This window comes from Butyrivibrio sp., from assembly GCF_017635265.1.
Taxonomy (GTDB): Bacteria; Bacillota; Clostridia; order Lachnospirales; family Lachnospiraceae; genus Butyrivibrio.
This window is the reverse complement of sequence record NZ_JAGBLU010000104.1, coordinates 188,508-201,857: the sequence shown is the minus strand read 5'-3', so window position 1 is coordinate 201,857 and position 13,350 is coordinate 188,508. Positions and strand designations below refer to the sequence as shown.

Annotated in this window: 16 protein-coding genes; 7 read left to right on the top strand and 9 right to left on the bottom strand. The window is 33.9% G+C overall.

What is annotated here, in order from left to right; translation table 11 throughout:
* Positions 1-102: 102 nt before the first annotated feature.
* Positions 103-915: a hypothetical protein gene (locus tag J6O61_RS13110; protein ID WP_292214074.1), complete on the bottom strand. Its 813-nt coding sequence runs from the start codon at positions 913-915 to the stop codon at positions 103-105.
* 296 nt (positions 916-1,211) lie between these two features.
* On the opposite strand from J6O61_RS13110, the gene J6O61_RS13105 reads away from it, so the two are divergent.
* The 3 genes from J6O61_RS13105 to J6O61_RS13095 all read left to right on the top strand — a co-directional run bounded on the left by J6O61_RS13105 (position 1,212) and on the right by J6O61_RS13095 (position 2,531).
* The gene (locus tag J6O61_RS13105) at positions 1,212-1,358 is read left to right on the top strand and encodes a hypothetical protein (protein ID WP_292214071.1); all 147 of its coding nucleotides are present in this window, start codon (positions 1,212-1,214) and stop codon (positions 1,356-1,358) included.
* Between the two features lie 233 nt (positions 1,359-1,591).
* Positions 1,592-1,738 (top strand): hypothetical protein, encoded by a 147-nt coding sequence (locus J6O61_RS13100; RefSeq protein ID WP_292214069.1) that lies wholly within the window; start codon positions 1,592-1,594, stop codon positions 1,736-1,738.
* 10 nt (positions 1,739-1,748) lie between these two features.
* Entirely contained in the window at positions 1,749-2,531 is a 783-nt protein-coding gene (locus J6O61_RS13095) for a hypothetical protein (protein ID WP_292214067.1), read from the top strand.
* Between the two features lie 68 nt (positions 2,532-2,599).
* On the opposite strand, the gene J6O61_RS13090 is transcribed toward J6O61_RS13095, so the two are convergent.
* The 3 genes from J6O61_RS13090 to J6O61_RS13080 all read right to left on the bottom strand — a co-directional run bounded on the left by J6O61_RS13090 (position 2,600) and on the right by J6O61_RS13080 (position 5,224).
* The gene (locus J6O61_RS13090; protein WP_292214065.1) at positions 2,600-3,127 is read right to left on the bottom strand and encodes a glycosyltransferase; all 528 of its coding nucleotides are present in this window, start codon (positions 3,125-3,127) and stop codon (positions 2,600-2,602) included.
* A gap of 30 nt (positions 3,128-3,157) precedes the next feature.
* Complete coding sequence (locus J6O61_RS13085) at positions 3,158-4,111, bottom strand: hypothetical protein (RefSeq protein ID WP_292214063.1); 954 nt, start codon at positions 4,109-4,111, stop codon at positions 3,158-3,160.
* Positions 4,112-4,801: 690 nt separating this feature from the next.
* Complete coding sequence (locus J6O61_RS13080) at positions 4,802-5,224, bottom strand: hypothetical protein (protein WP_292214061.1); 423 nt, start codon at positions 5,222-5,224, stop codon at positions 4,802-4,804.
* 346 nt (positions 5,225-5,570) lie between these two features.
* On the opposite strand from J6O61_RS13080, the gene J6O61_RS13075 reads away from it, so the two are divergent.
* Positions 5,571-7,130 carry a glycosyltransferase gene (locus J6O61_RS13075; protein ID WP_292214060.1) on the top strand — a complete coding sequence of 520 codons (1,560 nt, stop codon included), beginning with the start codon at positions 5,571-5,573 and terminating at the stop codon, positions 7,128-7,130.
* A gap of 191 nt (positions 7,131-7,321) precedes the next feature.
* Here J6O61_RS13075 and J6O61_RS13070 read toward each other — a convergent pair whose 3' ends face one another.
* Entirely contained in the window at positions 7,322-7,882 is a 561-nt protein-coding gene (locus J6O61_RS13070) for a hypothetical protein (protein ID WP_292214058.1), read from the bottom strand.
* 133 nt (positions 7,883-8,015) lie between these two features.
* On the opposite strand from J6O61_RS13070, the gene J6O61_RS13065 reads away from it, so the two are divergent.
* Complete coding sequence (locus J6O61_RS13065; protein ID WP_292214056.1) at positions 8,016-8,360, top strand: LicD family protein; 345 nt, start codon at positions 8,016-8,018, stop codon at positions 8,358-8,360.
* 362 nt (positions 8,361-8,722) lie between these two features.
* Positions 8,723-9,757: a glycosyltransferase family 2 protein gene (locus J6O61_RS13060; protein ID WP_292214053.1), complete on the top strand. Its 1,035-nt coding sequence runs from the start codon at positions 8,723-8,725 to the stop codon at positions 9,755-9,757.
* Positions 9,758-9,853: 96 nt separating this feature from the next.
* On the opposite strand, the gene J6O61_RS13055 is transcribed toward J6O61_RS13060, so the two are convergent.
* From J6O61_RS13055 to J6O61_RS13040, 4 genes are all read right to left on the bottom strand, one after another.
* The gene (locus J6O61_RS13055) at positions 9,854-10,171 is read right to left on the bottom strand and encodes a hypothetical protein (protein WP_292214048.1); all 318 of its coding nucleotides are present in this window, start codon (positions 10,169-10,171) and stop codon (positions 9,854-9,856) included.
* Positions 10,172-10,319: 148 nt separating this feature from the next.
* Positions 10,320-10,721 carry a sugar 3,4-ketoisomerase gene (locus J6O61_RS13050; protein WP_292214046.1) on the bottom strand — a complete coding sequence of 134 codons (402 nt, stop codon included), beginning with the start codon at positions 10,719-10,721 and terminating at the stop codon, positions 10,320-10,322.
* Complete coding sequence (locus tag J6O61_RS13045) at positions 10,708-11,130, bottom strand: MaoC family dehydratase (protein ID WP_292214043.1); 423 nt, start codon at positions 11,128-11,130, stop codon at positions 10,708-10,710. The genes J6O61_RS13050 and J6O61_RS13045 overlap by 14 nt, the downstream gene beginning before the upstream one ends.
* Positions 11,131-11,144: 14 nt before the next feature.
* Complete coding sequence (locus J6O61_RS13040; protein WP_292214040.1) at positions 11,145-11,843, bottom strand: acyltransferase; 699 nt, start codon at positions 11,841-11,843, stop codon at positions 11,145-11,147.
* A 195-nt stretch (positions 11,844-12,038) separates the two neighbouring features.
* Between J6O61_RS13040 and J6O61_RS13035 the strand changes: the two genes are divergently transcribed.
* Entirely contained in the window at positions 12,039-13,196 is a 1,158-nt protein-coding gene (locus J6O61_RS13035; RefSeq protein WP_292214038.1) for a glycosyltransferase family protein, read from the top strand.
* Positions 13,197-13,350: the final 154 nt, after the last annotated feature.

Below are 13,350 nucleotides of genomic sequence, written 5' to 3'. Positions count from 1 at the left end.
CTACAGGAAGAATTACCCTTCCTACCACGTCCACTTTTTGGGGAATTAATCCCTTCTTCTTATGTCCATTTTTTAGGATGCCTTCTTCTTAATGTGTCCACTTTATAGGGTATATTTTAATTTGATAGTGCTGATTATCCCTTGTTCTATTCCTTTCTCAATTCCCTTCTTTTCTCTTGCATTCCCTACAAGTTCCAGTGCATTGATTTCCTGATCTTCAGCTAACATCATATCTGCTACCTCCGACATATGCAAAACTAAAAAATTCTTGATTTCAAAATATGATGGCATTTCTCTAATTGCTTTTGTTGTAGCCTTCTCTATTCCAAGTTCAACATTATACGTTCTGATCCTGTCAATAAGCCACGAATACTCTTTTAACGGAGAACATTCCTGAATAAGCCTTTTGTTGTGTCCGTAATTAATATTAAGCATTCTGACCTTAACTTCTACATCTCCATTTTCCTTTTGGCATTCAGGAAACGAATCACTTAACCTAAGTATGATCTCGTCTTCTACATCATCAAGGCCGTTATAGAAAGTTATCAGCTTTGGTACCGGCAATTCAATAATACCCTTGCCAAATATATCCAGTGCATTTTCCTTAACATATTTAGAATACAGATTACTCAAATATTTTAGCATTCTAAGTGGCATGTTAGGATTAAATGTGGATTGATGCTCATAAAGACTCATTGTATCCGTTATGATAAATGAAGTATCATTTTTCATGCTGACATACAAATAATTTTGTAATGTATTGAATACAATCAGTGACTCATCCTCGTAGTTTGAGCCATTCACAGCATTATATAGAGATAATGTCCACTTCTTATTCTCTTCACTTCCAAAAATAAAATTAAATAATCTGTCCTTGTGCTGTCTGTTAATTGTTACCTTTTCTTTTTCTGACAAATCCTTGCCCTCCTTTATGATTTTAATCAAACACCATAAAGGTAATAACAAGACTAATACAGAAATAAAGAATCAAAGAAATTCAAGAGACTTCTAATGTCATTATAGTCTAATCCCAGTCGTCATACAAACAATTCATGGAAAAATGAGCGAAATGCTCCGGATACCCTTAGGTATTTGACTGGTGATAATTGTATCCCCTAAAGAGAGAATAGTCAACGATAAATTCAAATTCTATTGCCACGAACAAACATTATTATTTATACTTTATTTAAGAAGTCTACTGGAGACTAATCATGCTTAATGCGATAGATTTTTCTGAATATGAACTAAATGGTAAATTTTATGGAGGATCTGAAAGAAAAGAAGGAATAACTATTGACGGCGACGATTATATGATTAAATATCTTCTGACCGCCATGGAGCAAATTGGGGATTCATAAAAGAAAAAAACCGATATTCTTTAGCGCCTGTTTTTGATAATGGTTCATGTCTTTTTCCTAATCTTGTCGATGAAGAAGAGATGCTTAGTATAATCAATTCAACAGAAGAGACAGAGAAAAGAATATATAAATTTCCAACCTCACAGGTTAAATTGAACGGAAAAAAAAGTTCGTATTTCGAAGTAATAAATAGCTTACAATATGATGAGTGTAATAAAGCTTTAAAAATTGTTATGGATCGACTTAATATAGATAGTATCGCAAAGTTAATTGATGAGACACCATTGATTACAGATGTTCAGAAATTGTTTTATAAGCACATGATCAATGCCAGATATAATATTATCCTGTATTCTTCTTATATTCAGCTACATTCATGAGGTGATACAAATGAGAGAATTAATAACACGCGGAGATATCTGCTTAAATGATGATTACAATCTGACATATAAAATTGCAGAGATACAATATACTGAACGAGAAGATGAAACTTTTACATATGAAATAACACCCAATTATAGTGTAATAAGTCTATTGTCTCCACAGATTTTTCAGGGTATACCCGGTCTAAATCTCGACTTAAAGAAAACATCTTATAAAAGGCAAAACATAGTACCTGTTTTTATAAGCGAAAGAACACCTTCAAAAAACAGAGAGGACTTATGGAAACTCTTAGATGATAATAATATGCAGTACTTAAATCAACTTGAGTGGCTGATTCGAACAGATAAAAGGTATTCAGGAGATAATCTTTTCGTCCAAAGATCAGAAAAAAAACGCATAAATGAAGAGTCACTTACCAGTTTAGGGAATCGCAGCGTTGTTATATGCCGAAAGCTTTTAGAAACAATTTGCTATGGCGGCATTGTCGTCACACCATCTTTGGTTATAGATGATAGTAATAGAAAGCAATATTTTGAGTTATTGACTGCTCTTTATTCTACTGAACGAAAGTATTTGGACACACAAAGAAAAAAAGGAATGGTTACTGCTGCAAAAGATGGAAAATATAAAGGAAGAAAAAGGATAAAAATCGCCAAATTGGAAGCCATAGATGTATTTACAGATTATGAAATGAAAAAAATTAACAGTACCGTTGCTGCTCAAAGGTTGGGCTTGAGTAAGTCAACTTTTCTGCGAAGGTATAGGGAGTTTGCAAAAGCACGCCACTAGATTGTTACGTTTTTTGTGGAACACACAAAAACAGTTATGATTTCTAACTATGATGTATAAAGGTTTCTTTAGTCCGTTTGTAAATGAGGTAGTCCTGCATGAAAATCAGTATTATTATTCCTTATTTGCCTTCCAAAACTGCTAATAAATTCACTATAATCATACTCACTAATCAACTTTTTTCTGTATTCATTATATTTGCGCAAATTCATCCATCCACCATCATCGTGAATACACCACGGATATCCACTAATGCATGGCACTACTACCTTTTTCCCATTTCTTCTAAATTCCAAGCTTTGGGAAACATCATAAAAGTCAAATCCATCGAATAAATCTTCGCGCCATTCTAAATCAAATGATGTAACGATTATTACTCCATCTACGGCAACAGCTTCAAATAAGTCAACATTTACAATTTTATTATCTACAAATGTTCCATCCCTTGGAAAAAGCGAACCAAATCTTATTCCATTCCACATTACAGCATTTCCGGGAAGATAATCCGTCCCCACCATTCCGATCATTCCAATATTTTCATCTGAATTGAAAATTTTTAAAATATTATATAGAAACCACCTGTTTACGATAAGCAAGTTTATCCATTTTTTCCTTTCAACACTTAATCAAAAACGGTCCATGAATTCTACAAAACGTAATACATCATTATTGAACTTTTCTTTTTCTGACTTAATTGTTTTTCTATAATTATCAAAATCCTTTTTATGCACATCAAAATTATCACAAATATCTCGCAATAACGCCTCGACTTCATCTAGCATATCATTTGGTTCCGTAAATTTATAATCTTCAGGAATTGATACATCCTCACTAAACGCAGCAGAACCCTTTTTATTTGTGATCACACAGCATCCATTAACTGCTGCTTCTCTTGGAATTCTGTCTTTTCCGGGATGATTTCCAAAATCCACATAAATCTTAGCCATTTGCATGACCAATATCATTTTTTCTCTTTCCATTCCAATAAGAGGAACCCACTCAATCCACTTTGTTTTATCTATAAGAGGCTTTATTTCGCTATATCCTTTCCTTGGATTATACAAAGCCATGTTACGTCTAAATTCTGTGGGAAGAATGAATTTGCCATGCTCATCATTGATATAATCCGATAAAAAAATACCTCTCGCACCAGTAATCTTTTTTTCGACATAATCTTTTGAGTAATATGACTGATATAAATGGAGAACAACTTTATTCTTAATTATATCAAGATCTGCCTCATTTGTAGAACTTATATAATTATCTACGCTCATCCACCATAATACTATTCTGGCTTTATCGATCAAATCGATATATCCGGTAAGCCCTTCTGGAATAACAACAATATTTTCGGTTTTATCTACCACTGAATAATCGCTTATGCATTCAGTATGATAAAGTGCATACTCTGCCGGTGCTTTCTCGTTTACAACCAAGGGTTCCAGCCTTGTATCATCTATATCCGTGTACCACATTTTTGCTTCAATTTCCGTCAATGTATTTAAAGCGCAACAGAGCTGATGAGTCAGTTCAACGCCGCCAGTAACTCTTTTTGCCGGACATAGTATGTATATTTTCATATACCCCTCCATTCCCATCTATTTACCATTTAATTATACACTATTATTCGTTATAACAATTATTATAGATAACAATAACGAGGTGTAGGCATGTCCAATACTTTAAAGTACCCTTGCATAGTTCCAACAATTGAAGCAGATTATTCCAGAACAAAATCTCATTATCTAAGTTTCTTTACCTTCCAATAAATGAGATAGTTTTTATTGGTCCGGAAAAACTGTTGCCATGTATCAATAGAGATATTGAGTCAGGAGTATATGGAAACAATAAAGTTTCTTTCATTCTTGAAACCGACTTGCTCCCATTTACTCCACTATTATCTATTTATAATGAGCTTCTTAAAAAAGCCACTCAGCCTGACCCATCCTCTATCAATTGGTATTACCAGCAGTTTTTGAAACTTGCCTATGCTAAAATATGTCCTGCAGACTTTTATCTTTGCTGGTATTCAGATACCCTGCCTTTTAAAAAAATAAATATGTTCAATGATCTTGGCATGCCCTATCTTGATATAAAAACTGAATATAACACTTCATATTTCAAACCATTGAACGCTTACTTGGTAACAAAAATCTTTTCTGAGTCCATATCTTTTCCTTCATATGTACTTCTCGCCGTTTTTATAAATAATCTACTAAAAAACTCCCAACATAAGACTTCACACCTTACATTGGGAGTTTTTATCATTTTTATTCTGTTTTACTGAGCACTTTATTTATATACTCATTTGCTTTTTCTTCTGAGATTTCAAATCTCTTACACAGTTTGCTTTTTATTATATCAGTAGAAATACCATCTTCTAACTTATCTTCAATAAAGACTTCTATTCCTTTTTCTACTCCCTTCTTTTCTCTTGCATTCCCTACAAGTTCCAGTGCATTGATTTCTTGATCTTCAGCTAACATCATATCTGCTACCTCCGACATATGCAAAACTAAAAAATTCTTGATTTCAAAATATGATGGCATTTCTCTAATTGCTTTTGTTGTAGCTTTCTCTATTCCAAGTTCAACATTATACGTTCTGATCCTGTCAATAAGCCACGAATACTCTTTTAACGGAGAACATTCCTTAATAAGCCTTTTGTTGTGTCCGTAATTAATATTAAGCATTCTAAATCACAGAAATTCAAGAAACTTCTAATGTCATTATAGGCTAATCCCAGTCGTCATACAAACAATTCATGGAAAAATGAGCGATATGCTCCGGATACCCTTAGGTATTTGACTGATGACAATTGTATCCCCTAAGGAGAGAGTAGTCAACGATAAATTCAAATTACTAACCATCTGAAAATCATTAACCAGGATTTCTGTCCGAACAGTAACATATTAACTAAATGTATCCACCATTCATTACGTTATTGTTTGTAATAGCAACTATTTATATCATATAATTAAGTATATAATCATTATTTGAAAATTCAAAGCCTTCAAAACATGAGGAGTACTAAAACATATGAATCCAGAAATCAGCGGCCTCTTAGATGCGCTCGAATCCAATATTTCATTAAACACCTATAAGCTCAATACTTTTGCCACTAATTACTTCAACTCGCTTATGGAAAAGCTAAACACATTAGATGAAATGACTATCAATGAAGTCCTGGATAGAATCGAAATAATTGCAGATAATTCTGAAGCAGAAGCTGCACTCCTTTTATATTCAATGATTTTCATATATAGACAGGATAAGCAAATCGTGACAAAAATACTTCTCTGCACATTTAAAAACAGAGAAATTTTAGGCTGTGATAATGTCTTTTTTATCTACCAGCAGGTTCTTAATATGAATTTTCGTTATCCTAAAACAGATAGCGATGAAATATTCAAACTGAATTTAGATTTATATAAATACTGTTTATCAAATTATGCCAATCTATTACAACTAGAATGCGCACCTATTCCTCTACAAGATCGTAATGAGAAACTTGTCCTTGTAATTACGCAACAATTGATTTCTCATTCGCATGCCCCAAGCCGAATAGCACTTGAAAGATGTAAATTTTTAATTGACTCAGGGTATAAAGTTCTTTTAATAAATACAGCTGAACTTTTATCAAATGTTCGTAGCTTGGAATTTCTTTATAATTATAATTGTAAAGCCTCATATATCAATGAATATCTTGAGATTAATTCATTACAATGGAATGGTGCTGAAATTCCATATTTCCAATGTGAAGAAAATATGCCCAATTATGAATCTATACGCCAGTTATTGCTTATGATAAGAGAATTAAAACCTGCTTGTGCTATATCAATTGCTTCAGGAACAATATTTGAAGGTTTACTTGCTCACATTATACCTGTGCTCTGCATACCTATGTCTTACGAATTGACTATTAGCGGCGCAAACTATCAAATATATTCAGGAGAGAAGAACGCACATTATTATAATAGGCTAAATGCGCTTGGTCTTACAGAAGATAATATACTACACTCTGATCACTATGGCTTTTCTATCCTTGAGCAAAAAGAAACTCATACACGCTCTGAAATTAATCTGACTGAAGATGATTTTGTTATGGTAGTTGCCGGTGGAAGATTAATTGATGAGTTGAGCGATAGTTTTATTAATTGCTTCAGAAACATTCTGCAGCAGGTTCCCAATGCAAAGCTCATTTTAATTGGCCCCATAAATATCAGTGATATAAATACAGATTTAGGCAATCATATAATCTGTTTAGGATATGTAAATGATTATTTAAGCTGGCTGGATATATGCGATCTTTACATTAACCCCAAGAGAAAAGGTGGTGGCACAAGCTGTGTAGAAGCAATGTACAAAGGATTACCCATTGTCACATGCAACTACGGAGATATTGCAATTAATGCCGGCCATGAATTCTGTGCTAATGATTATGATGATTATCCGCAATTAATTAAAAGATATTACAATGATAAAGAATTTTATAGCAGAATGAGTCTTTTAGCCCAAGAACGCGCGTCAAAATTGTTAAATGCAAAAGACTTGTTTTTAGATACATTTAAAAAATTTAAATCAAAATCGACTATGTAAATGACTATGTAAAATAAAGTGTGTAAGTTAAGCAACCACTAACTTACGCACTTTATTTTACATAGTCCGATGCACATTTAAATCATGCATCGGCTACAAACTTTTTCAAAACTCTATGCCTTATATCAGGAGTTTTTGCGTTTCAAAAACATTCACATTTCTTTTCATATCTACCTTATATCAATTTTTCATTATTCTGTAAGATTAAGCTTCATTATATATTCAATTGACAATCCAGTGTTTTGTGCTACATACTCCAGGCTGCTACCACTCCTAAGAAGATTTTTTGCAATACCATCTGTTACACTTGTTGTTACCTTTTTAGTGTTTTCAGCAATAGCATCCTGTTTTTCTTTTTCTATTATCTGCTCTACCTTAGTCAACATCAGCATCCTCCTTATCTTATCAGCATCTTCCATAAGAATCACCTTATCACAAAATACAAGTAAACCTTTTAATGCAAATATCCTCTGATTCTCTTTTTTTATCTCATCTACAAGTTCAATTGCTCTTTGAATTGCGAGCTGCTTTTCTTCTCTTTCTCTAAAAGTGAGCGGATATATTATAAGCTGCATCAGATCCTTGTCTTCAAGTTTTTCAAATCTTCTGACATTTTCTGATATTCTCATCCAAAGTTCTTCTGTATCTATTTCAGATAAAAATGCCTCTTCAATATGCATTGTAAAATCACCAAGACTTAAATCAGGCTTTGTCTGAGCTCTTTTTACATCAGCAGTATAAATAATCAACACTCGTATTTTAGGGTAATATTTGAGTTCATTATACAAAGTTTTAGCTAGTCTAGCAACGTAACCCAAATACTCACAAAGCATTAACTTAATTACGATAATAATGTTACAATTATTTCATAGGAGAATACAGACAATGAATCATTCTATCGATTTTTTCAGAGACGAAGTAAGAAACGGATTCTACATTCCCACCGCCATTAAGCAGGCATGGGCCTGTTCTCTTGATGTGCTTGCTGAGATAGATTGCATCTGCACTTCTCACAATATAACCTACTATGCTGACTGGGGAACACTTCTTGGTGCCGTACGGCACGGTGGTTTTATTCCATGGGATGATGATCTTGATATATGCATGAAAAGAGATGACTACACCAAGTTCAGAGAAGTTGCGGATTCTGAACTCCCGTCAGAATATGTCATCCATGATTATGAAAGGCAAGAGAATCATTGGCTCTTCCGGGCGGATTCGGGACTTTAACCCGTTAGAAACGTGCGCCGCTAGGCGCACTTAAAAGAGCATCAGGATATTATCACCGATGCTCTAAAAGAACGCATTAATATTTTCAAAGAAAGTTCAGATAAAATCACTATTACAATATATCCTTCTGGCCATAACTGCTCGCAAATTTTACTAGATATCGCAACTGAGGAAGGTCTTGCCTGTGACTACATGACCTATAGCATCACAGACCTTGACGAAAACGCTATGAGCTTCGATGCATACTATGGGAGCGTGTCTCCTCTTGTTCAGGTTTTTGCTGAACACAAAAAGTCGGTTAGGATCTCGAACTATGATGTATAAAGGTTTCTTTAGTCCGTTTGTAAATGAGGTAGCCATACATGAAAATCAGTATTATTATTCCTTGTTTTAATGTTGAAAAATACATAGACAGATGTCTTGATTCTGTTATTTCACAAACATTTCCCCTGTCTGATATCGAAATCATTTGTGTGGACGACCATTCTGAAGATTCTACATACGAAAAACTATTGGTCTGGGAAAAAACATATCCGGATAATTTTATTTTAGTCAGACTTGAAATTAATAGTGGGCAAAGCACAGCCAGAAATATTGGGTTGTCATATGCTTCCGGTGACTATGTTGCTTTTTTGGACTCCGATGATTGGATTGAAGAAAACTATATAGAAAGTATGTATGAAAAGGCTGCTCAAGAAGGCAGTGATATTGTACAAACTGAATTTATCCGGGACGATGGTAACATATGCCTCAATGCTTTGTCAGGATCCTCATCATCTTCAGTAAATAGTGAGACTTTTGATTTAAGTGACGTAAATACCAGAAAAAAAGTGATCCTTGACAAAAAAATAAGCAGTAATGCTCCATTTAAGCTAATAAAAAGAAGCCTTCTTACCGAAAACAATATCTTCTTTTACGATGGTCTTAAATATGAAGATATCAGTTTTGGGTTACTTCTTAGCCTATACTCAAAAAAGCTGACTCTTTTGCACCAAAAGTCATACCATTATTTTATAAATCCCAATTCCACAGTCCTTAAGAAAAATCAGACATACCACATTGACATAATAACCGGTTGGTCCATATTATGGGCCGATCTGTCTGCTCGCGGATTCATGGAAGAGTATAAAGAAGAACTGGAAATTGAGTTTGTTTACTCCTGTATTCTGATTTTCTGGAAATGTACTATCCTAAGATTTGACACTCCGCCTTACTCATATTACAGGTTACTTTGTGAGTTTGTGAAAAACACAATTCCAGATCTTGAAAACAACAAGTACATTAAAGCCGGCATCCTTGCAGAACACCATCGATTACTACTATCAGGGTGTTATAATATTCTCAATAATCAGGATTTCAAAAAGCTATGTGATAGTGTGGTTAAAATTGGACTATGAGAGTTTCTCCATTCAGTAAGTTCCTCGCATATGTTTTATTCAGATACTTCCCAGCCGACCAGTTTTCTTGTTTCTGAACCAAAAGAAACTCCTATTTTATAAAGTTTCCTTGAATCTGCTACAAACGGCAAAGAGTATTCCTGCAAAAAGTGAAGCGAGTACATCTCTGATACTTTCAAGTTTTCCCTGTTCAATATACCTTCGCAGAGTAAATATATCATTTCCGGAACCCGCAGCTGAATCCGGCACATATTCAGGCATTAAGTTCTCAATAAAACCATACTTCACCTCGTCATTAGGAAAAGATAATGTGTATTCATGACCGTTTCTATCATAATCTACTATTGTCAGATATCCTGTCTGATACAGGAGCGGAACCGCATCTGCTCCTTCACCGGTATAATCTTTCAGCATCCCTTACACCCTGCATATTTTTTGGTTAAAGATATATCTTTTTTCAGTTTTCCTAAATTGAAATCATTGTCCATAAGGGTCACGTCCAGACAAATAATAAGTGCATTTAATCAAAAAAACTGCCAACACAAGACTTTTTTACTAAAGATTATTCCTTTTGCACAAATCGAAGAAATTCTTCATAATCTCTTATATAATCTTCTTCATTATATATTTCAGATGCCAACACCATCAGAACGGCATCCTCCGAAAAATCATACATTTCACGCCACATATTACCGGGTATATACAACCCTTCATATGGTTTTTCCAAATTCACAACTTTTTTTTCTTTGCCATTGTCAAGACTAACTTTACAACTTCCATTCACACAAAAAAGAATCTGTTCCAAGTTCTTATGAGCATGTTTACCTCTGACTACATTTTGCAGTGTATCGTACATAAAATAAACACGTTTTATAGTAAACGGAATATCAGTATATTCTTCCAACGAAACCAATTGTCCTCGTTCATCACCATGAGGTTGAAACATATACTTAACAACTTGCATTTTCGCACTCCTTCGGTCTATTCACCTTAACAACAGCGTACCCCTCAATAACCTTCTCATTATCATCATTCACAATTATGGTATCAAATTTGTATATATTCTTTTCAGCGTCTATCACTTCCGATAGTGTCACTATCGCTGTAACAGTATCGTTAATATATACAGGTTTCTTGTATACCAAATCCTGTTCCAAGTAAATAGTTCCCGGTCCCGGAAATTTAGTACCTAACACCGTCGAAATAAAGCTTCCGACAAGCATCCCATGCACAATTCTAGACTTAAATATAGTATTCTTTGCTTTTGTCTCATTAACATGTAATGGATTGAAATCACCAGTAATTCCAGCAAACGTATACACATCGCTCTCACTAATAGTTTTAGAAAATGTAGCGCTATCCCCTATATTCATTTTCACCTCTTAATTCAATCTATGTCACGTATAATTCTCGCTGGTACTCCCATAACAACCTTTGCAGGAGGAACATCCTTTGTAACAACAGCTCCTGCACCTACCATAGCATTTTTCCCAATTCTAACAGAAGGCAAAATATTTGCCCCAGCACCTACCGTAACATAATCCTCTATAATTGGGCCTTGCAAATGATCTTTTGCATTTGCATCACGATTCATAGAATTATCATTTGTAGTCGCAACCAGTACACTTATAAAGCAGTGACTTCCAATACGCATATTCCCAGTAATATGCGCATTATCCATAATCTTGGTATAATCGCCTATCACAGTTTCATTATTTACAGTAACCAACCTGCTAATAATACAATACTTACCTATTCTACAATTCTCTCTGATAGAACAATTATCTCCAAGTAAAGTATTATTAGATATTTCAGTGCCAGTATATATAACCACTCCAGGGCATATAATACATCTTTCTCCAATAACTGTTTTTCCATATTCATTTGAATAAGATCTTTCAGTACTCCCCGGACTTGTCGGTATTTTCCCTATCGTACTGTGCTCGAAAATCTCAGCTCCATTCTTTATCACAGTTCCGGGGTATAGGGTAACATAATCATGAACTACCACATCATCTCCGATACTTACATCATCATATATTATTACGGTCGGTGAAATCTTGGCTCGTTCGCTTATTATGTTCATACAGCTTCCTTTCCATTTTTTTTCGATTTGTCATAGCATAGATATTTCCAATGCCACAATTTTATTATATCATATAGTATATATATTATCCCTATATCGAATATTAATTAAGAATTATGTTATCCTGGTCCACATAAACTCAACTACAAAGGCTTATCTCTTCATAAGTGAATGGATTCAATTTCGGAGGAATACATGAGAAAAAATATCATTACTTTTAAAGGAACCAATGATGTTGTTAATTCTTTCATTGATCAACTTATTGCCTTTTGTAAAAAAAGGGATATAGGATGCTATTGCGCAGATTCCACCAACGAAAAAAGTTGGAATAATAACTGTTTTCTTGATTATATAGCCCAAAATGATTGTGTTCTGTTAGCATTTAACCACATTGGTATAAATATTAATCTCTCAGGAAAAAATATTTGGAATGAATATAATATTCATGTATATGACTATTTACTAGATCATCCGCGAATGGTTGATGAATATTTTAAAAACGAACCTTGTCTCATTACCTATCTTGTTGCCGACTATAATCACTTAGCACTTATCAAAGATTTCTTTCCTAACGCTAATGTATGTTTTATGCCTTTAGGCGGAACAATTTTAAATAAGTGCCCAAAGTACTCAGACAGGAAATATGATGTGATTTGCCTGTCCGAATGCAATACCTTCTATGGATTCAAAAAAATACCTTTTTTTCAAGATAATGGGCAATTGTTTTACAATTACACATATAATTTCATGCTCTGCAATCCCAACAAAAGCACAGAAGAAGCAATTGCCAGCTTTTTATCCGATAACAACATAATCATCACACCAGATGACTTATATCAATTATACTTTAATTTCAGCTCTGAATTAGAATCATCAATCAGACGGCATTTCAAGTTAGAAGGAATGAAAGCTTTAAGTGATTTAGGCATAAATGTTTTAACCTTCGGAAAAGGATGGGACGATCAAAGCTATTCTTTTTCCGATAATATAATCAGACATGACCGTATACCAATGCACGAATTATCGTCGTTACTAGCAAATTCAAAAATTGCGCTTTGCTTTATGCCTTGGATAAAAAACGGAGTTGGAGAAAAAAATCTGAATGCCTTATTAAGTGGTGCTATTTGCGTATCTGATTACAATTCATATCTTGCAACCAGATATATTGATGGCAAAAACATAATATATTTTGATTTAGCAAATCCTAAACAAATGGCATTGGATATTAAATGGCTTTTAAGCCATGAACAAGCTGCTGAAACCATTGCTTGCAATGGATATAATACTGCATTGAAATATGATACTTGGGAAGAACGGTATTCAGAAATATATAACTTCATCTCATCACAGTAAATAAAAATACTAATATCAGATAATATGTGAGTAGCAAGCTGCAAATCTAGAAATGTATTATCCTAAGATTTGACGCTCCGCCTTACTCATATTACAGGTTACTCTGTGAGATTGCGAAAAGCACAATTCCAAATCTTGAAAACAACAAATACAT

What these genes read in the sequence shown, in the direction of transcription:
- J6O61_RS13100 (WP_292214069.1), top strand. Translation starts at nt 1,592, where the DNA reads ATGGATCGACTTAATATAGATAGTATCGCAAAGTTAATTGATGAGACA.
- J6O61_RS13105 (WP_292214071.1), top strand. Translation starts at nt 1,212, where the DNA reads ATGCTTAATGCGATAGATTTTTCTGAATATGAACTAAATGGTAAATTT.
- J6O61_RS13045 (WP_292214043.1), bottom strand. Translation starts at nt 11,130, where the DNA reads ATGAATATAGGGGATAGCGCTACATTTTCTAAAACTATTAGTGAGAGC.
- J6O61_RS13055 (WP_292214048.1), bottom strand. Translation starts at nt 10,171, where the DNA reads ATGCTGAAAGATTATACCGGTGAAGGAGCAGATGCGGTTCCGCTCCTG.
- J6O61_RS13040 (WP_292214040.1), bottom strand. Translation starts at nt 11,843, where the DNA reads ATGAACATAATAAGCGAACGAGCCAAGATTTCACCGACCGTAATAATA.
- J6O61_RS13080 (WP_292214061.1), bottom strand. Translation starts at nt 5,224, where the DNA reads ATGCTTAATATTAATTACGGACACAACAAAAGGCTTATTAAGGAATGT.
- J6O61_RS13075 (WP_292214060.1), top strand. Translation starts at nt 5,571, where the DNA reads ATGAATCCAGAAATCAGCGGCCTCTTAGATGCGCTCGAATCCAATATT.
- J6O61_RS13050 (WP_292214046.1), bottom strand. Translation starts at nt 10,721, where the DNA reads ATGCAAGTTGTTAAGTATATGTTTCAACCTCATGGTGATGAACGAGGA.
- J6O61_RS13085 (WP_292214063.1), bottom strand. Translation starts at nt 4,111, where the DNA reads ATGAAAATATACATACTATGTCCGGCAAAAAGAGTTACTGGCGGCGTT.
- J6O61_RS13060 (WP_292214053.1), top strand. Translation starts at nt 8,723, where the DNA reads ATGAAAATCAGTATTATTATTCCTTGTTTTAATGTTGAAAAATACATA.
- J6O61_RS13035 (WP_292214038.1), top strand. Translation starts at nt 12,039, where the DNA reads ATGAGAAAAAATATCATTACTTTTAAAGGAACCAATGATGTTGTTAAT.
- J6O61_RS13095 (WP_292214067.1), top strand. Translation starts at nt 1,749, where the DNA reads ATGAGAGAATTAATAACACGCGGAGATATCTGCTTAAATGATGATTAC.
- J6O61_RS13065 (WP_292214056.1), top strand. Translation starts at nt 8,016, where the DNA reads ATGAATCATTCTATCGATTTTTTCAGAGACGAAGTAAGAAACGGATTC.